16 protein-coding genes are annotated in these 17,920 nt (G+C 65.1%); 9 read left to right on the top strand and 7 right to left on the bottom strand.

Going from position 1 to position 17,920, the window contains the following annotated elements; genetic code table 11:
* Positions 1-18 precede the first annotated feature (18 nt).
* On the top strand, positions 19-954 hold the full coding sequence (gene lpxC, locus EWM63_RS08060; protein WP_130186063.1) for a UDP-3-O-acyl-N-acetylglucosamine deacetylase: 936 nt from the start codon (positions 19-21) through the stop codon (positions 952-954).
* Positions 955-1,003: 49 nt separating this feature from the next.
* Here the strand turns inward: lpxC and EWM63_RS08055 are convergent, their stop codons facing one another.
* Positions 1,004-1,726 carry a DciA family protein gene (locus EWM63_RS08055; protein ID WP_307720841.1) on the bottom strand — a complete coding sequence of 241 codons (723 nt, stop codon included), beginning with the start codon at positions 1,724-1,726 and terminating at the stop codon, positions 1,004-1,006.
* On the opposite strand from EWM63_RS08055, the gene secA reads away from it, so the two are divergent.
* Positions 1,725-4,487 carry a preprotein translocase subunit SecA gene (gene secA, locus EWM63_RS08050; protein ID WP_130186062.1) on the top strand — a complete coding sequence of 921 codons (2,763 nt, stop codon included), beginning with the start codon at positions 1,725-1,727 and terminating at the stop codon, positions 4,485-4,487. The genes EWM63_RS08055 and secA overlap by 2 nt on opposite strands.
* 64 nt (positions 4,488-4,551) lie before the next feature.
* Positions 4,552-5,007, top strand: coding sequence for a GNAT family N-acetyltransferase (locus EWM63_RS08045; RefSeq protein WP_130186061.1), 456 nt, complete (start codon positions 4,552-4,554; stop codon positions 5,005-5,007).
* A gap of 58 nt (positions 5,008-5,065) precedes the next feature.
* Here EWM63_RS08045 and EWM63_RS08040 read toward each other — a convergent pair whose 3' ends face one another.
* Positions 5,066-5,485, bottom strand: coding sequence for a type 2 periplasmic-binding domain-containing protein (locus EWM63_RS08040; protein WP_130186060.1), 420 nt, complete (start codon positions 5,483-5,485; stop codon positions 5,066-5,068).
* A gap of 9 nt (positions 5,486-5,494) precedes the next feature.
* Positions 5,495-6,709, bottom strand: coding sequence for a hypothetical protein (locus EWM63_RS08035; RefSeq protein ID WP_229487801.1), 1,215 nt, complete (start codon positions 6,707-6,709; stop codon positions 5,495-5,497).
* Positions 6,710-7,049: 340 nt separating this feature from the next.
* Between EWM63_RS08035 and argJ the strand changes: the two genes are divergently transcribed.
* From argJ to EWM63_RS08020, 3 genes are read left to right on the top strand one after another with little or no spacing between them, the layout of a single operon-like run.
* Positions 7,050-8,285 carry a bifunctional glutamate N-acetyltransferase/amino-acid acetyltransferase ArgJ gene (argJ, locus tag EWM63_RS08030; protein ID WP_130186059.1) on the top strand — a complete coding sequence of 412 codons (1,236 nt, stop codon included), beginning with the start codon at positions 7,050-7,052 and terminating at the stop codon, positions 8,283-8,285.
* Positions 8,285-9,172 carry an ATP-binding protein gene (locus tag EWM63_RS08025; protein WP_130186058.1) on the top strand — a complete coding sequence of 296 codons (888 nt, stop codon included), beginning with the start codon at positions 8,285-8,287 and terminating at the stop codon, positions 9,170-9,172. Before argJ ends, EWM63_RS08025 begins: the two co-directional genes overlap by 1 nt.
* Positions 9,169-9,564 carry an NUDIX domain-containing protein gene (locus EWM63_RS08020; protein ID WP_130186057.1) on the top strand — a complete coding sequence of 132 codons (396 nt, stop codon included), beginning with the start codon at positions 9,169-9,171 and terminating at the stop codon, positions 9,562-9,564. The genes EWM63_RS08025 and EWM63_RS08020 overlap by 4 nt, the downstream gene beginning before the upstream one ends.
* 198 nt (positions 9,565-9,762) lie before the next feature.
* Here EWM63_RS08020 and yacG read toward each other — a convergent pair whose 3' ends face one another.
* From yacG to EWM63_RS08000, 4 genes are all read right to left on the bottom strand, one after another.
* Positions 9,763-9,942, bottom strand: a complete 180-nt coding sequence (gene yacG / locus EWM63_RS08015) for a DNA gyrase inhibitor YacG (protein ID WP_130186056.1) — start codon at positions 9,940-9,942, stop codon at positions 9,763-9,765.
* A 9-nt stretch (positions 9,943-9,951) separates the two neighbouring features.
* A complete protein-coding gene (zapD, locus tag EWM63_RS08010; protein ID WP_130186055.1) occupies positions 9,952-10,707 on the bottom strand; it encodes a cell division protein ZapD in 756 nt (251 codons plus the stop codon).
* 94 nt (positions 10,708-10,801) lie between these two features.
* A complete protein-coding gene (gene coaE / locus EWM63_RS08005; protein ID WP_130186054.1) occupies positions 10,802-11,440 on the bottom strand; it encodes a dephospho-CoA kinase in 639 nt (212 codons plus the stop codon).
* Entirely contained in the window at positions 11,437-12,312 is an 876-nt protein-coding gene (locus EWM63_RS08000) for a prepilin peptidase (protein ID WP_130186053.1), read from the bottom strand. Before EWM63_RS08000 ends, coaE begins: the two co-directional genes overlap by 4 nt.
* Before the next feature lie 143 nt (positions 12,313-12,455).
* On the opposite strand from EWM63_RS08000, the gene EWM63_RS07995 reads away from it, so the two are divergent.
* From EWM63_RS07995 to EWM63_RS07985, 3 genes are all read left to right on the top strand, one after another.
* A complete protein-coding gene (locus EWM63_RS07995) occupies positions 12,456-13,523 on the top strand; it encodes a LacI family DNA-binding transcriptional regulator (RefSeq protein WP_130186052.1) in 1,068 nt (355 codons plus the stop codon).
* A 217-nt stretch (positions 13,524-13,740) separates the two neighbouring features.
* Positions 13,741-16,017 carry a TonB-dependent siderophore receptor gene (locus EWM63_RS07990; protein ID WP_130186051.1) on the top strand — a complete coding sequence of 759 codons (2,277 nt, stop codon included), beginning with the start codon at positions 13,741-13,743 and terminating at the stop codon, positions 16,015-16,017.
* 53 nt (positions 16,018-16,070) lie between these two features.
* Positions 16,071-17,909: an alpha-amylase family glycosyl hydrolase gene (locus EWM63_RS07985; RefSeq protein WP_130186050.1), complete on the top strand. Its 1,839-nt coding sequence runs from the start codon at positions 16,071-16,073 to the stop codon at positions 17,907-17,909.
* Positions 17,910-17,920 lie beyond the last annotated feature (11 nt).

Genomic DNA, 17,920 nt, shown 5'->3' with positions numbered 1-17,920 from the left:
AGCCGATATAATCGTGAAATGCTGAAACAACGAACCATCAAAGAACAAGTCCGCACCACAGGTGTCGGCGTGCACTCCGGCACCAAGGTCGAACTGACATTGCGCCCGGCGCCGCCCGATACGGGCATCATCTTTTCCCGCGTGGACCTGCAGCCGCCGGTCGTATTCCCGGTCGGCCCGATGGAAATCGGCGATACCCGCATGGCCACCGTGATGATCAGGGAAGGCGCCCGCGTGTCGACGATCGAACACCTGATGTCCGCCTGCGCGGGCCTGGGCATCGACAACCTCTACATCGACGTGACCGCCGAGGAAATCCCGATCATGGATGGCTCGGCGTCGTCGTTCGTCTACCTGCTGCAGCAGGCGGGCCTCGAAGAGCAGGCCGCGCCGAAGAAATTCATCCGCATCAAGAAGCCTGTCGAAGTGCGCGAAGGGCAGGGCGCGGGCGAGAAGTGGGCGCGGCTGGTGCCGCACAATGGCTTCAAGCTGGACTTCTTCATCGAATTCAACCACCCGGCCGTCGATGGCACGGCGCAGCGCGCGCAGATCGATTTCGGCAGCCAGTCCTATATCCAGGCGGTGGCGCGGGCGCGCACGTTCGGCTTCATGCAGGACGTGGAAATGCTGCGCGGGATCGGCCTGGCGCGCGGCGGCTCGCTGGAAAACGCGATCGTGATGGATGAGTACCGCATCCTGAATCCGGACGGGCTGCGCTACGACGATGAATTCGTGCGCCACAAGATCCTCGATGCGATCGGCGACCTGTATGTGATCGGCCATCCGCTGGTCTGCGCGTACGAAGCGCACAAATCCGGCCATGCGCTGAACAACAAGCTGCTGCGCGAGCTGCTGGCCAATCCGGATGCCTACGAGTTCGTCACCTATGATTCGGCCGACGAGGCGCCGCCATCGTATGCGCGGCAGCTCGAGCAGGAGTGGGCGTACAACTAAGGTAGCGGGCCGCGCACCGCGCGGGCCGGGTGGCAACCTGGCCGTGTAGTCAGCGCCGGTGCGCCACCAGGTTCTTCAGCGCCGCGATCAACGCGGCATTCTGTTTCGTCGGCTCGAGCGTTTCCGACAGCTGGGCGAACGAATCGACCCCCACCTCGGGAATGACCAGCTGGCGCCTTTCCGGTGGCGGCGCGGACATTGCCTTCATCATCTGCACCTTCAGGCGGATGTTGTCGATCTGCCACCCCTTGGCCGCGAGTGCTTCTTGCAGTTTTGGCAATTGCTGTTTAAGCTTGGCTGCGACCGATGTGTTCGGCGTGGACAGCACCAGCTGGCCAGCCTCGAACGAAATGATGTCGCAGAAGCCGAATGCGGTCGGCAGGACTTTCGCGCAGTCCTGCTGCAACCGGGCCATGCGCTGCACGGCCGGCAGCAGTGCCGCCAGGTGGTCGTTGCGGCGCAGGAAATCCGTGGCATCCACGGCATTCCGGTTCTGACGGGTCGGGCTGAAGGCATTGAATCGCATGCGCGAAACATAGCATAGCCGCGCCGTGCGCGCAGCATCGGCGGCGCTGCAGCGGCGCCTTGGCGGACACTGGGCCGCTGCGGGCGGATATTCGGGCAAGGGCTTCGTTCCCTTTTGGCTATTGTCTTTCCGGCAGCCATCCCAATGTACCCCCGTGCTAAAATCACAGGTCTTTTTGCCACAGGCTCTGGGCGAGGTCGCGAAGCGAGCTTTTTTTAAACGGCGTTTATTCAAGAATTCAAGCATGTCCTTACTGACCGCGATTTTCGGCAGCCGTAATCAACGGCTGCTCAAGCAATACCAAAAAACCGTCAAAGCAATCAACGCTCTCGAACCCGAGTACGAAAAGCTGTCGGACGCCGAATTGCAGGCCAAGACGCCCGCCTTCAAGGAACGCGTGGCGGCCGGCGAAGCGCTGGACGATTTGCTGGTCGAGGCGTTCGCCGTGTGCCGCGAAGCATCCAAGCGCGTGTTCAAGATGCGCCACTTCGACGTCCAGCTGCTGGGCGGCATGGTCCTGCATTACGGGAAGATCGCCGAGATGCGCACCGGTGAAGGCAAGACGCTGACGGCAACCCTGCCGGCCTACCTGAACGCGCTGTCCGGCAAGGGCGTGCACATCGTGACGGTCAACGATTATCTGGCCCAGCGCGATGCCGAAACGATGGGCAAGCTGTACCGCTGGCTCGGCCTGACCACGGGTGTCAACCTCGGCCAGATGGAGCACTCGGTCAAGCAGCAGGCGTATGCCTCGGACATCACCTACGGCACCAACAACGAATTCGGTTTCGACTACCTGCGCGACAACATGGTGTTCGATATCCGCGATCGCGTGCAGCGCGGCCTGAACTACGCGATCGTCGACGAAGTCGACTCGATCCTGATCGACGAAGCCCGTACGCCGCTGATCATTTCCGGCCAGGCCGAGAACCACACGGACCTGTACCACAAGATCAATGAAGTGCCGAAGATGCTGACCCTGCAGATCGGCGAGGAAAAGCCGGACGGCAAGGGCAGTATCGAAGTGCCGGGCGACTACACGAAGGACGAAAAGTCGCACCAGGTGCTGCTGACCGAAGCCGGCCACGAAAAGGCCGAAGCGATCCTCACGCAGATGGGCCTGCTGCCGGAAGGCGCCTCGCTGTACGACTCCGCCAACATCACGCTGGTGCACCACCTGTATGCGGCGCTGCGCGCGCATGCGCTGTACCACAAGGACCAGCACTACGTGGTGCAGCACGGCGAAGTCGTCATCGTCGACGAATTCACGGGCCGCATGATGACGGGCCGCCGCTGGTCCGATGGCCTGCACCAGGCCGTGGAAGCCAAGGAAGGCGTGAAGATCCAGAACGAGAACCAGACGCTGGCCTCGATCACGTTCCAGAACTACTTCCGCATGTATGCCAAGCTGTCGGGCATGACCGGTACCGCCGATACGGAAGCATTCGAATTCCAGGACATCTACGGCCTCGAGACCGTGGTGATCCCGCCGAACCGTCCGTCCGCCCGCAAGGACAGGCAGGACCAGGTGTACAAGTCGGCGCAGGAAAAATACCAGGCGATGGTTGCCGACATCCGCGACTGCTACGACCGCGGCCAGCCGGTGCTGGTGGGTACCACGTCGATCGAGAACTCGGAGCTGCTGGCGTCCATCCTCGACAAGGCCAAGCTGCCGCATAACGTGCTGAACGCGAAACAGCACGCCCGCGAAGCGGAAATCATCGCCCAGGCGGGTTCGCCGAAAGCAATCACCATCGCCACCAACATGGCTGGCCGTGGTACCGATATCGTGCTGGGCGGCAGCCTGGAAAACCAGATCAAGCTGCTCGAGGCCGACGCGAACCTGTCGGAAGCCGACAAGGAAGCGAAGATCAAGCAACTGCGCGATGGCTGGCAGGCACTGCACGAGCAGGTGGTGGCGGCCGGCGGCCTGCACATCATCGGCACCGAGCGCCATGAATCGCGCCGGGTGGACAATCAGCTGCGCGGCCGTTCCGGCCGCCAGGGCGACCCGGGCTCGTCGCGCTTCTACCTGTCGCTGGACGATCCGCTCTTGCGCATCTTCGCCGGCGACCGCGTGCGCGCCATCATGGATCGCCTGAAGATGCCGGAAGGCGAACCGATCGAAGCGGGCATCGTCACCCGTTCCATCGAATCGGCGCAGCGCAAGGTCGAGGCCCGCAACTTCGACATCCGCAAGCAGCTGCTCGAATACGACGACGTGTCCAACGACCAGCGCAAGGTGATCTACCAGCAGCGTAACGAGCTGCTGGAGGCGACCGAGATCGCCGAGATGATCCAGAACCTGCGCCACGGCGTATTCACCGATCTGGTGCGCCAGCACGTGCCGGAAGAATCCGTGGAAGAGCAGTGGGACGTGCCGGCCCTGCAGGCCACGCTGGCATCCGAGTGGCAGATCGACGTGCCACTGGCCGAGATGCTGGAAAAGGAATCGAACCTGACCGACGAAGACCTCGTCGAGCGCGTGGTGGCCGCGGCGGACGAGCAGTACAACGCCAAGATCGCCATCGTCGGCAAGGAAGCGTTCGGCGGCTTCGAGCGCAGCGTGATGCTGCAGTCAGTGGACACCCACTGGCGCGAACACCTGGCCGCGCTGGACCACCTGCGCCAGGGTATCCACCTGCGCGGCTACGCGCAGAAGAACCCGAAGCAGGAGTACAAGCGCGAAGCGTTCGAACTGTTCGCCCAGATGCTGGACCTGATCAAGAACGAAGTGGTGCGCCAGGTGATGACGGTGCGCATCCAGTCGCGCGAGGAAGTGGAAGCGGCCGAAGCGGCACTGGCCGTCACGCACCTGGAAAACGTCTCCTTCCAGCACGCCGACTTCGATCCGAGCGCGGCACCGGAAGAACTGCTGGCACCCACGGCACACCCGGCCGGCATGCCGGAAGCGCAGGTGCAGATGGGGGCAAAGGTCGGCCGCAACGATCCATGCCCTTGCGGCAGCGGCAAGAAGTACAAGGCTTGCCACGGCAAGCTGGCTTGATGAAAACCGGGGCGCGCCCCGGTTTTTTTTCGCCCCGTTTTTCATCCGCAAGGAGATGACCGGAATGACGAACGAAGCCGCCGGCAAGGCCCTGGCGATACGCGATGCGCAGTCCACCGATCACACGGCCCTGGCGCGCCTGTTGCACGAGTTGGGATACGAGTCGACACCCGGACAGGTCCGTGCAAGGCTGGAGGCACTGGCCTCCAGCCCGGCCGACCGGGTACTGGTGGCCGAGCTGCAAGGCGAAGTCGTCGGCTGCATCAGCCTGCACGCGCTGCCGCTGTTCCACACCGCCGGCCACCTGGGGCGCATCACCAGCATGGTCGTCGACGAGCGGTACCGGAGCGAGGGCATCGGCGCCGCGCTGATCGCCGCTGCCGAGCGCTGGTTTGTGTCGGCCGGCTGCGTGAAACTGGAAGTGACGAGCAGCGACCGGCGGCTCGATGCGCACCGCTTCTACGAGCGGCATGGCCTTTCGCGCGATGGGCAGCGGCTGGCCCGTAGTATCCGCCTGTAAGGCGCGGCAATGAAAAAAGCCCGGCACTCGGCCGGGCTTTTCGATGCCGCGAAACGGCTTACTGCAGCGTTAGGATGACCTTGACGGTATCGTCCACGGCCGACTTGTCGATATACCCGATGGCTTTCGGGTCATCGGCAACGGCCTTCTTCACGTCGGCGTTCGACTTGAACTCTTTCGGCGCCTGCGCCTTGCCGGTAAAGACCAGCTTCGACCAGATGGCTTTCACCTGGGCGGCGTCCTTGTCTGTCACCTTCTTGTAGAACTCGTTGCGGATCGCCGAACCGTCGGCCTGGTCGACCGGCGTGAACATCGTCGATTTGCCGAGGAAGAACTGGGCCGCCTGTTCGGAGAACATGCGGGTGGCCGGGTTCTTCGCGCTGACGATGACCACGGTCTCGGCAAATGCCGAGGAAGGCAGGACTGCGGCCACCGCTGCGAGGGAGGCGATGACCAGGGAAATGGTGATCTTTTTCATGTGCGTTCCTTAGAAAACGAAGTCCACGCCGGCGGCGACCACGGTGACCTTCTTGCCGACACCGGCCGGGGTCACGTCGGACAGGAAGCCGTTCTTGGCGCCCGGGCTCACGCGGTCGACCTGCACCTTCAGCGCGGCCGACGAGGCGAAGTCCCAGCGCACGCCAACCAGGTTGGACGACTGGCTGCTTGCGCCCAGCAGGTTCTTCACGCCGGCATTGAGCGCCGGGATGCGTGCCAGCTGCGCCGGCACGGCAACGATCGAACCCTTGCCGTCGTACTTGGCGTGCGCGAAGTACGGCAGCACTTTGCCGAAGCGGTACCCGACCATGGTGTACCAGGCGTTGCTGTCGGCCAGGTAGACCGGGTCCTTGGCGCGGCGCATGCCGAACTCGGACTGCACGACGATGTTGTTCCAGTCGGCCATCAGACCCACGGACGTGAAGGCGACACGCTTGTAATCGGTGATGGTGATGTCGTCGGCCAGCTGATTGAAGCCCAGCGAATCCAGCGTGCCAGTGAGCGTGTTGATCGGCTTGACGTCGGTGGCCTTCAGCTTGCCCTGGGCATGCGCGAAGCGCAGCGTGACGGGGCCATGCTCGGCGCTGACGGCGAAGCCGGCCACCGGTGCCTGGTAGCGCGGTTCCGAACGGTTGCTCGACACGTACGACTTGCCGCGGGCAATGCCCACGAACGCCAGCGCCGTCACGTTGGTGTCACCGAAGGAGCGCTGCCAGTTCACGTCGACGCCGTCGGCGTTCTCGATGATCATCTGGCCATACATCTCGACCGGCGGACGCATCATCGTGTTGGCATAGCCCACGTTCTGGTAATCCGAGATCAGGAATGCCGGCACCACGATACGGCCCGCACGGAACGACACTTCATCGTTCAGCTTGTACTTGACGAACGCCCATGCCAGGTCGGTCGTGAAGCTGTCGCCGGTCGATTTGCGCGACAGGATCTGCGTCGTGGCGGACAGCTTGTCCGAGAACGTGTAGGTCGCCTGCAGGCCCAGGTTCGAGTCCAGGCCGAACGTGTTCGTGCCCGCCGTGCCTTCGCGCTGGTTGGCGCGCGTGAAGCGCGCGTCGTCCGAATTGCTCCTGGCGGCGGCCAGCGTGCCGAAGCCGCTGACGTTCAGGTTCTCGCCGATAGCGACAGCGTTGGCCGCGCCGGTCTGCATCAGGCACAGTGCGCCGAGGACGAATGCTGCTGACAGTTTCATTTTCATGCTGAAGAGGTCCGATTCGATAAGTGTTTTGTATGGGGTATTGCTCATCGCGAGGCCGCTGCGGAGATAGGGGAGCGGCGCTTTGTTCACGACAGACTGCATGCGGTCTCCACCTTATGGGATATTGCCACTTGGCACCAAATTTAATTGCCGCGTAGATATACAATATGAAAGTTACTGTCGTTTTTTTGTGAACACCCCGGTCCGCGATCACCGGTTCATGACACGTTTTCTATTCAAAGATATAAGGCGCCGTCCGGCGGTGGGGTACCGGCCGACACCTGTTGTCACAGGGATTACAATAGGGGTTTTACCAACCGCACGAGAACAACACATGGCCGTCAATTCCCCCATTCCTGTCGCCGCAGAACTGAAACCTGTCGCCGGTATCGAGATCGGCTATGCCGAGGCCGGGATCAAGAAACCGAACCGCAAGGATGTGCTGGTGATGAAGCTGGCCGAGGGGGCCACCGTTGCCGGCGTGTTCACGCTGAACCGTTTCTGCGCGGCGCCCGTGCAGATTTCCAAGGACAACCTGGCGGCGGCGAAGGCCGGCGGCAAGCCGATCCGTGCACTGCTCGTCAACACGGGCAACGCCAATGCGGGCACCGGCGAGGCGGGCATGGCCAATGCCCGCGCCACCTGCGACGCGCTGGCGGCCGAACTGGGCCTCGATGCGCAGCAGATCCTGCCATTCTCCACGGGCGTGATCCTGGAGCCATTGCCGGTCGCGAAGATCAAGGCCGGCCTGCCGGCCGCCGTGCAGAACCTGAAGGCCGACAACTGGTTCAACGCGGCCGAAGGCATCATGACCACCGACACGCAGCCGAAGGCCGGCTCGCGCACGGTCACGATCGGCGGCCATGCCGTCACGCTCACGGGCATCAGCAAGGGCGCCGGCATGATCAAGCCGAACATGGCCACGATGCTCGGCTACCTCGCGTTCGACGCGAAGGTGGCGCAGCCCGTGCTCGACGTGCTGGTGAAGGAAGTGGCCGACAAGTCGTTCAACTGCATCACGATCGATGGCGACACGTCCACCAACGACTCGTTCATCCTGATGGCCACCGGTGCCGGCACGCTGGCAGTGGATTCGGTCGATTCGCCCGCATACCGCGAACTGGCGGCCGCGGTGACCGAACTGTCCGTGTTCCTGGCCCAGGCCATCGTGCGCGACGGCGAAGGCGCCACCAAGTTCATCACGATCTCCGTGGAAGAGGGCGAGTCCGTCGAGGAATGCCGCAAGATCGCCTATTCGATCGGCCATTCGCCGCTGGTGAAGACGGCGTTCTTTGCTTCCGACCCGAACCTGGGCCGTATCCTCGCCGCGATCGGCTATGCGGGCGTGGAGCTCGATGTCTCGAAGATCAACATGTGGCTCGATGACGTGTGGGTGGCGAAAGACGGCGGCCGCAATCCCGACTACAAGGAAGAAGACGGCCAGCGCGTGATGAAGCAGAGCGAGATCACCGTGCGCGTGAAACTGGCGCGCGGCAGCGCCGCCGCCACCGTGTACACGTGCGACCTGTCGCACGACTACGTGTCGATCAACGCGGATTACCGTTCCTGATGGCGGGGCTGGAAGACTTCCTCCAGCGCGCTGAACGTGTGCTGGCAAGGGTGGAGGCGCTGCTGCCGCCCGCCGTGCAGGCGCCGGACTGGAGCGCCGCCACGGCTTTCCGCTGGCGCAAGCGCAGCGGCGGCATCGGCAACAGCACCGGCTGGCTGCAACCGGTCGCGCATGCGTCGAAGATCACGCTGGGCGACCTGCACAACGTGGCGAACCAGAAGGCGGCGATCGAGCAGAACACGCGGCAGTTCGTCGAAGGCCGCCCGGCCAACAACGTGCTGCTGACGGGCGCGCGCGGCACGGGCAAATCGTCGCTGATCAAGGCCTGCCTGAACGGCTTCGCCGACCGCGGCCTGCGGCTGATCGAGGTGGACAAGGCCGATCTCGCCGACCTGCCGGACATCATCGACCTGGTGGCCGGCCGGCCCGAGCGCTTCGTCGTGTTCTGCGACGACCTGTCGTTCGAGGAAGGCGAGAGCGGCTACAAGGCGCTGAAGGTGGCGCTGGACGGGTCCATCACCGCGCAGTCCGACAATGTGCTGATCTACGCCACGTCGAACCGGCGGCACCTGCTGCCGGAAAAGATGTCGGAGAACATGAGCGCCCGTCACGACGAGGATGGCGACCTGCATCCCGGCGAAACGGTCGAGGAAAAGATCTCGCTGTCCGAGCGTTTCGGCCTGTGGCTGTCGTTCTACGCCTTCAAGCAGGACGATTACCTGGCCATCGTCGCGCACTGGCTGTCCACGTTCGGCTGCACGCCGGAACAGATCGCCGAAGCCCGTGGCGACGCGCTGCGCTGGGCCCTGCAGCGGGGCTCGCGCTCCGGCCGCGTGGCCTGGCAGTTCGCCCGCGACTTCGCCGGCAAGATGGGCAACCCGGTATGACGCAGGCGCCGAAGCCGATCGATGTCGCGGTCGGCATCCTGATGAAGCCGAACGGCGACGTGCTGCTGGGCCAGCGCCCGCCGGGCAAGCCCTATGCCGGCTACTGGGAATTCCCTGGCGGGAAAGTGGACCCGGGCGAGACCATCCTCGAGGCACTGAAGCGCGAATTCATGGAAGAACTGGGCATCGAAGTCCTCGAAGCCGACGAATGGTGCGGCGTCGAGCACGTGTACGAGCACGCCCACGTGCGGCTGCACTTCTTCGTCAGCCGCCACTGGCGCGGCGAACCGCAAAGCCTCGAAGGGCAGGCGTTCGCGTGGCAGGGAGAGGTCGGCGTCGAACCGCTGCTGCCGGCCACCATCCCGCTACTGCAGTGGATCGACCGCGCATAAACAGTTGCCCGAAAAATGGGGACGGACCCCATTTTTGATGTTGCCATTTCCTGAGCGGAAAACCGGTGTCCGACACATTTTCCGGATGAGACGCCCGGAAAAAATGTCCGACACCAGGCACCTGGCTGCCAACACAAATGGTCACGTCGCCTTAACTGAACGGCTTCAGGGTCCGTGCCGGTTCAGGCTTGGCTCGCTTTACTGCTTGTCGTCCTCGAGCGGGTCGGTAGGGGCGGTGCCGGGGATTGTGTATTTTTCCTCGGCCCAGGCACCCAGGTCGATTTGCTTGCAGCGTTCGGAACAGAAGGGGCGGTACTTGTTTTTCTCGCTCCACTCCACTTTCTTGCCACAGGTGGGGCAGTCGACGACGGTAGGCATGGCGTTAAATCAGAAATTGCAAAGGGTCAGTTCGAATGGCACGTCTTCTTCCAGCGGCTTCGGCTTGCAGTCGCCGCCCTGACTGGTGAAGCGCACCCACAGCATGTATTTGTTGGCCGAGATTTCCGGGATCGCGCCGAACGATTCGTCGACCGTCAGCCGCAGCATCTGGTACACCTTGCCCTGCAACATCTGCTGGTAGCTGCCGGCATTGGCGATCATCTTTTTCGGCGCGCCGGAATTGCGCAGCAGGCGCAGCAGGAGGGCGAGCGCATTGCACAGTGGCGCCATCGGCGCAAACCACGTGGCAATGTCGTGATAGCGCTGTTCGAACGGGCGCTGCTGCCAGGCGTAATACGACGGCAGATCGAATTCGCAGGCGCCGCCGGGCATGATCGTGCGGCCGCGAATGCTCATCAGCCATTCATTGTCGCGCACGTTCTGGCCCGGCTTGCCCTGCAAGGTCACCAGCGCGGCCGACACGCTGTCGAGTTCCTCGAGAATGGCGTCGAGCATCTCGGTCTGCACGGCGGGATTGGTCCGGTAGCCCATCAGCGTCTGCTTCTGGCGCTCGATTTCCTGCAGCAGGTCCGATTTCAGGTCGGCACGGCCGGCCACTTCGAGCATGTCGAAAATCGTGGTAAGCGCCACGTGATGCTGCAACGGGTGTTCCTGGTTCAGGAAAAACGTGAACTTCTCGTACAGGTCCTCCAGGCGCAGCAGCGTGCGAATGCGCTCGTTGAAAGGATATTCATAAACGATCAAAACGAATCCTCGATGGTGGGCCTGGAAAGATGCCCGTGATTCTGAAGCATGCGAAGCAAAAATACAAACGTTGTTAATTGTTTTTACTTCTTTTTCACGTGTTCCTGGCTTCTTCTTCAGCGATCGTTAAGTAAGTTGCATGCAAGCGGTCGACTTGCGGCGCCAGCTCTACCAGCGCGCCGCCATTGTCGATGACGTCGTCCGCTGCAGCCAGCCGCGCCTGCCGCGGTACCTGCGCGGCCATGATCGCGCGCACCTGTTGTTCCGGCAGCGCATTGCGGGCCATCACGCGTTCTACCTGCACCGTTTCAGGGCAATCGACCACGAGCACGCGGCCCACCCGTGTCCGCCACGTGCCGGATTCGACCAGCAGCGGAATATCGAAGATCACGTAGGGGCCCGTGCCCAGCAGGCTTTCGGCAAACACGGCATCGCGGATCATCGGATGCAGGATACCCTCCAGCCGCCGCTTCGCATCCGGATCGGAGAACGCGAGCGCGCGCATCTTCGCCCGGTCCAGCGCGCCGTGTGCATCGGCGAAGCCGTCGCCGAATTCGGCCAGCAGGGCGGGCATCGCGGCGCCATGCGGCGCCGTCAGACCACGCGCGATCGCGTCGGTATCGACGATGTCCACGCCCCGCTCGGCAAACAGCCGCGCCACCACGCTCTTGCCGCTGCCGATGCCGCCCGTGAGGCCAACGACAAAGCGCCTGTTCGCGCCACGCTCCGTCATGCCGTGCCCAGGAACCGCCCCGTGAACGCGGCGATCTCCTGGCCGAACAGCAGCGCGATCATGCCGGCGGCGGCGAGATAGGGGCCGAACGGAATGGGATTCTCGCGGCCGCGTTTGGCAAACACGATCAGGCCGATGCCGACCACCGCGCCCACCACCGACGACAGCAGGATGATCGTCGGCAGCATCATCCAGCCCAGCCACGCGCCCAGCGCGGCCAGCAGCTTGAAGTCGCCGTAGCCCATGCCTTCCTTGCCCGTCACCAGCTTGAACAGCCAGTAGACGGACCACAGCACGAGGTAGCCGGCCGCGGCGCCGATCACCGCGTCCGCCAGCGGCACGAAGGTACCGTTCAGGTTGACCAGCAGGCCGGCCCACAGCAGCGGGTACGTGAGGTCGTCCGGCAGCAGTTTCGTGTCCGCGTCGATGAACGTCATCGCGATCAGCAGGTAGGCGAACAGCAGCGTGGCCAGGCCCGTCCAGCCGCTGCCGAACTGCCACACCAGCGCGGCCGACAGTGCCCCGGTCAGCGCTTCGATGACGGGATAGCGCGCCGAAATGGGCGCCTTGCACTTGCTGCATTTGCCGCGCAGCGCGAGCCAGCTGACGACCGGGATGTTTTCCAGCGCCGTGATCTGGTGCCCGCAGTGGCCGCAGCGCGAGCGCGGCACCATCAGGTTGAAGCGGTCCGTGTGCGGCAGCGGCAGGCCCGATTCGGACGCCACGTAGTTGTCGGACTCGCGCTGCATCATCCTCGGCATGCGGTAGATGACGACGTTCAGGAAGCTGCCGACCAGCAGGCCGAAGATCGCGGCGACGATCGCGGCGGGCAGGGTGGCGGGAGGGGAAAAGAGGAAGAGTTCCTGGAGCATGTGCGCGTTGTGTGATCCGTCGGGGCGGCGGGGTACCGGTCCCCATTCGTATAAACAAGAGCTTACAAGCGAGAGCTTACACCACCAGCCCCGGTGTCATACAATCGGCGCTCCCGTCCCGGGACCACCGCGGAAAACAGCACATGGCGAAAGCACGGCAAGACGATTCCAGCAGCGACACGGCGCAACGGCGCCTGCAGATGGCCGATATCGCGCGGCTTGCCGGCGTGTCGACGGCCACCGTCTCGCGCGCCCTGAACAACAGTCCCCTCGTCAACGCGGAAACCCGCGGCCGCATCCTCGAACTGGCGGCGTCGCTGAAATACTCCATCAACATCGGCGCGCAAAACCTGCGCCTCAAGCAGAACCGCTCGATCAGCGTGCTCATTCCGTTCGACCGCAAGAGCCACCAGAACCTGACCGACCCCTTCCTGCTCGCCATGCTGGGCAGCCTTGCCGATGCGCTGACCGAGCAGGGATTCGACATGCTGTTCTCGCGCATCCCGGTCGATGAACTGGGCGCGGCCGCCGCCGCGCCGTTCGATTCCGGCCGAGTCGTCGGCATCATCCTTGTCGGGCAATGGGGCCGGCACGAGGAGCTCAACGAGCTGGCGGCCCGCAAGGTCCCCATCGTGGTGTGGGGCGCCCAGTTGCCTCGCCAGCTGTACTGCTGCATCGGCAGCGACAACGTCAGCGGCGGCACTTTGGCCACGGAACACCTGCTTGCCCAGGGCCGCAGGCGCATCGCCTTCGTCGGCGATATCGACCTGCCCGAACCGGCACAGCGCTATCGCGGCCACTGCGAAGCCCTGGCCAGGCATGGCATCGCCGTCGATCCACGGCTGCAGGTATCGAGCCCGTTCCTGCCGCGGGGAGGGCGGGAAGCCGTCGAGACGCTGCAGGCGCGCGGCGTCGACTATGACGCCGTGTTCGCGTGCAGCGACCTGCTGGCGATGACCGCCATCGACAGCCTGCGCGGGCACGGCCGGCGCGTGCCGGACGACGTGGCGGTCGTCGGCTACGACGATATCGACCAATCCGCCTATTTCCATCCCCGCCTCACCACCATCCGCCAGCCGATCGGCGCTGCGGGCCGCGCCATGGTGACGGCGCTGCTCGCGATGATCGACGGCGCACCTGCCGCGTCCGCGCAGCTCCCCACCGAACTTGTCGTCCGCGCCAGCGCCGGCGAACACGATCACAACGGCTGAGTATCGTCAGATCGCCATCGTAGGTAATGTGGCTCGAGATGTAATCGTTTGCATTGTCTGATTGTTGGCTCTATAGATACCGTTGTTTTATCGGCATAGGGCCGTAAAAAATGTATTGCAATCGATTGCAATACCAAACAAAAGTGGTGATAATTTGCTCACCAGAAGCGCCGGCATCCGACACCGGCGCACATTCACAAGACATCGGAGGAGACCCATGACATTCCCTTGCACCCGCATGGGGGCGGCGGTATCGCTCGCCCTGCTGCAGATGAGCGGCGCACTTGCCCAGGAAGCTGCTACACCGGCGGACGACGCCCTGCAGATGAACCGCGTCGTCGTGACCGGCACGGCCGGCGGCACGTCGAAAATGAAATCGAGCGTGTCGGTCAGCACGCTGGAAGCCGATACGATCGCCCGGTCGGTGCCCACCAGCGCGGCGGACGTCCTGCGCTCGGTGCCCGGCGTGCGCGCCGAATCGTCGGGCGGCGAAGGCAATGCCAACATGACCGTGCGTGGCGTGCCCATCTCCGCGGGCGGTTCCCGCTATGTGCAGATGCAGGAAGACGGCCTGCCGGTGCTGCAGTCCGGCGACTTCAACTTCGCCACGCCGGACGCGTGGATGCGCATCGACGGCGGCCTGTCCCACCTTGAAGTGGTGCGCGGCGGTTCGGCCTCCACGCTGGCCACCAACGCGCCGGGCGGCATCGTCAATTTCATCGGCAAGACCGGCGAGCAGGAGGGCGGCGGCCTGGGCATCACGCAGGGCGTCGACCATCGTTCTTCGCGCTTCGATGGCGACTACGGAGGCACGCTCGGCCCGCGCACGCGCTTCTTCATCGGCGGCTTCTACCGCGTGGGCGAAGGCGTGCGCGAAACCGGTGTCACGAGCGAACGGGGCGGGCAGCTGCGCGCCAACATCACGCGCGAATTCGACCGCGGCTACCTGCGCCTGTCCGTGAAACACCTGGACGACCGCACGCCGACCGCGCTGCCAGTCCCGGTCCGCGTCGTCGGCGGCCGGGTTGCCGCCATCGACGGCATCGACCCGCGCACCGCCAGCTTCTATTCGCCCTACTGGGTGCCGGATGTCACGCTCGACAAGGCCAACCGCCGGGTGGCGCACGACGTCAACGACGGCATGCGCGTGCGCAGCGACAGTATCGGCCTGGAAGGGCAGGTCGAGCTGGCCAATGGCTGGACGGTGACGGAGCGCCTGCGCAAGTCGAACAACAGCGGCCGCTTCATCGGCGTATTCGCCGGGAACAACGGCGTCGAGGGCGACTACACGTTCGCGACGGGCCAGCGGGCCGGCCAGGCCTATGCCGGCCGCGCATTCGCCGCGGTGGTCTTCAATACGTCGATTGACGATGCCGGTTCGGTCATGAGCGATACCAAGCTGGCGCGCACCTTCCGCCTCGCGGATGGGGCTCGCGTGACGGCCACCGGCGGCATGTACATCGCCAACCAGGACCTGGGCCTGACGTGGCACTTCAACGAATACCTGATGCAGGCCAGCGGCGACCGGCCAGCCCTGCTGCAAACGGCGAGCGCCACGCCGGGCCTCGTCGGCCCCGCGTTCGGCGCCTGCTGCTCGCGCGCCGTGGACGTGCAGTACCGCTACCGGTCGCCGTACGTCAACCTGGGCTACGAGGCGGGGCCATTGAACGTGGATGCCAGCGTGCGCCACGACCGGCAGAGCGCGAGCGGCACGGCCAACATCGCCACCGGGGCGCAGCGCTACGATGCGGCCACCGTGCAGCGGGTCGATTATGGCCTGAGCCACAACTCGTATTCGGTGGGCGCCAACTACCGCCTGTCCGGCGCCCTGGCGCTGTTCGCGCGGGCCAGCGAAGGCGTGGCGTTCAATGCCGACCGTATCCTGTTCGGTTCCCCGCTCGACGGCAGCACGCCCATCAGCATCAATACCGTGCGCCAGCTGGAGGGCGGCGTGAAATGGCGCAGCGGCCCGCTGAGCGCCTTCGTCACGGCCTTCCATGCGAAAACGCGGGAAAGCAACTACGAAGTGACCACGCAGGCCAGCACGGCCAACAGCTACGACGCGAAAGGCGTGGAGATCGAGGCAGCGTGGCGCAGCGGCGGCTTCGGCGTCAACGGCGGCCTCACGCTGACCGATGCGGAGATCAGCGCGACGGCACCGGGCGCCGAAACGCTGGTCGGCCACACGCCGCGCCGCCAGGCCCGCGCCGTGTACCAGCTGGCCGCCACGTATGAAAGCGGCAATGCCACCCTGGGCGCCAGCGTGGTGGGCACCGGCAGGTCGTGGGCGGACGACGCCAACACGATCGAGCTGCCGGCCTACCGCACCGTGAGCGCCTTCGTGAATTACCGCATCAGCGAGCGCATCATGCTGGCGCTGTCTGCCAACAACCTGTTCAACGAGATCGGCTTCACCGAAGCCGAGAGCGATGGTCACGCTGCCCGTTCCGTCAGCGGCAGGGCCGTCAAGGCCAGCGTCCGGTACACGTTCTGACCGGCTACCCGACCGGCGTCGCCAGCGGCGCCGGTGTTTTCACTTCCCGTTCCATGAGCCACTTTCCATCTCCCGAGCCGCTGCTTGCGGCGCTTCCTTCCTCGCGGCGCGCCGCCGCGGCGCGGCGCTATGCCGAGCATGGCCCGCTGCTGTACCGGCGCCTTGCCGGCGTCTATGGCGAACACCCCGGCTTCGACCAGTGGTACGAAGCATTGCTGGCCACGATCGGCGGCCTGATGGCGGCCCGCCCGGACGACCTGCTGGCGCTGGACACGCGCCGCGCCGCCGAACCGGACTGGTTCCTGCGGCAGGACATGCTGGGCTACTGTGCCTACGCATCGCACTTCGGCGGCGACCTGGCCGGCGTTGCCGGGCGCATCGATCACCTGCGCACGCTTGGCGTCACCTACCTGCACCTGCTGCCGTTCCTGCGCGCGCGTGCCGGCGAGAACGACGGTGGCTTCGCCGTGTCCAGCTTCGACGAAGTCGATCCGGCCCTCGGCAGCATGGCCGACCTGGAAACGCTGTGCGCCCGCCTGCGCGAAGCCGGCATCAGCCTGTGCGCCGACTTCGTGCTGAACCACGTGGCCGACGACCATGCCTGGGCGCGGGGCGCCATGGCGGGCGATGCGCGCCTGCGCGATTTCTTCCACGTGTTCCCGGACCGCACGGTGCCCGACCGCTACGAGCAGTCGCTGGGCCAGGTCTTCCCCGCGGCGGCCCCGGGCAATTTCACCCATGTGCCGGCGCTGGGCGGCTGGGCATGGACCACCTTCTACCCGTTCCAGTGGGACCTGAACTATGCGAACCCGCACGTGCTGGCCGAAATCGCCGCCGCCCTGCTGCGGCTGGCGAACCGCGGCGTGGAAGTGTTCCGGCTCGACTCCACGGCCTTCCTGTGGAAGCGCGAGGGCACGGCCTGCATGAACCAGCCCGAGGTGCATGTGCTGCTGCAGGCGCTGCGCACCATCGTGGATATCGCCGCCCCCGGCGTGCTGCTGAAGGCGGAAGCCATCGTGCCCACGCGCGACCTGCCGGCCTACCTGGGCGCGCCCGGCGAACCCGAGTGCCACCTGGCTTACCACAGCACGTTGATGGCCGCCGGCTGGGCCGCGCTGGCCGAGCAGGATGCCGCCTTGCTGCGAACCGTGATCGAGCGAACGCCCGCGCCACCGCCGGGCGCAAGCTGGCTGACCTACGTGCGCTGCCACGACGATATCGGCTGGAAGATCCTGCTGGACGAAGCGGGCGGCGCCACGGAACGCCTGGCGGCCGTCGCCCGCTTCTTCCATGGCGAGGGTGGCAGCTTCGCGGCCGGCGTGCCATTCCAGTCCGGCGCGGGGGCGGCGATCCCCGCCACGAACGGCATGGCGGCGGCGCTGACGGGCTTCGAGACCGCGGAAGGGCCGCTGGCACGCGAACTCGCGCTGCGGCGCCTGCTGCTGGTGCATGGCGTGGCGCTCACCTTCGGCGGCATGCCGGTGTTGTACATGGGCGACGAGCTGGGCATGGGCAACGATCATGGCTACCGCGACGACCCGCAACGGGCCCATGATACGCGCTGGGTGCAGCGCCCGCGGTTCGACGACGAAGCCGTCGCCCGGCGCGATGCGCCGGACAGCTGGGCCGGGCACGTGTTCCATGCGCTGCGCTCGCTGGTCAACGAGCGGCGCGGCTGCGCGGCACTGGCCGCCGCGGTGCCACGCACGGTGCTGGCCACGCAGGACTCCGCGCTGCTGGCGCTGGCGCGTGGCGACGATTTCGTCGCCCTGTTCAATTTCTCCGAACGCCCGCTGGTCGTGGCGCTGGAAACGCTGGGCATGGGTGCATGGCCCGGCGAGGGGAACGAAGCCAGGCTGGCGCCGTGCGGCATGCGCTGGCTGCGCCGATAGCGGCATCGCCG

The sequence above is a fragment of the Pseudoduganella lutea genome (assembly GCF_004209755.1).
In the GTDB taxonomy this organism is placed as follows: Bacteria; Pseudomonadota; Gammaproteobacteria; order Burkholderiales; family Burkholderiaceae_D; genus Rugamonas; species Rugamonas lutea.
The sequence above is the reverse complement of the archived record's forward strand: the minus strand, read 5'-3'. Positions and strand labels throughout refer to the sequence as shown.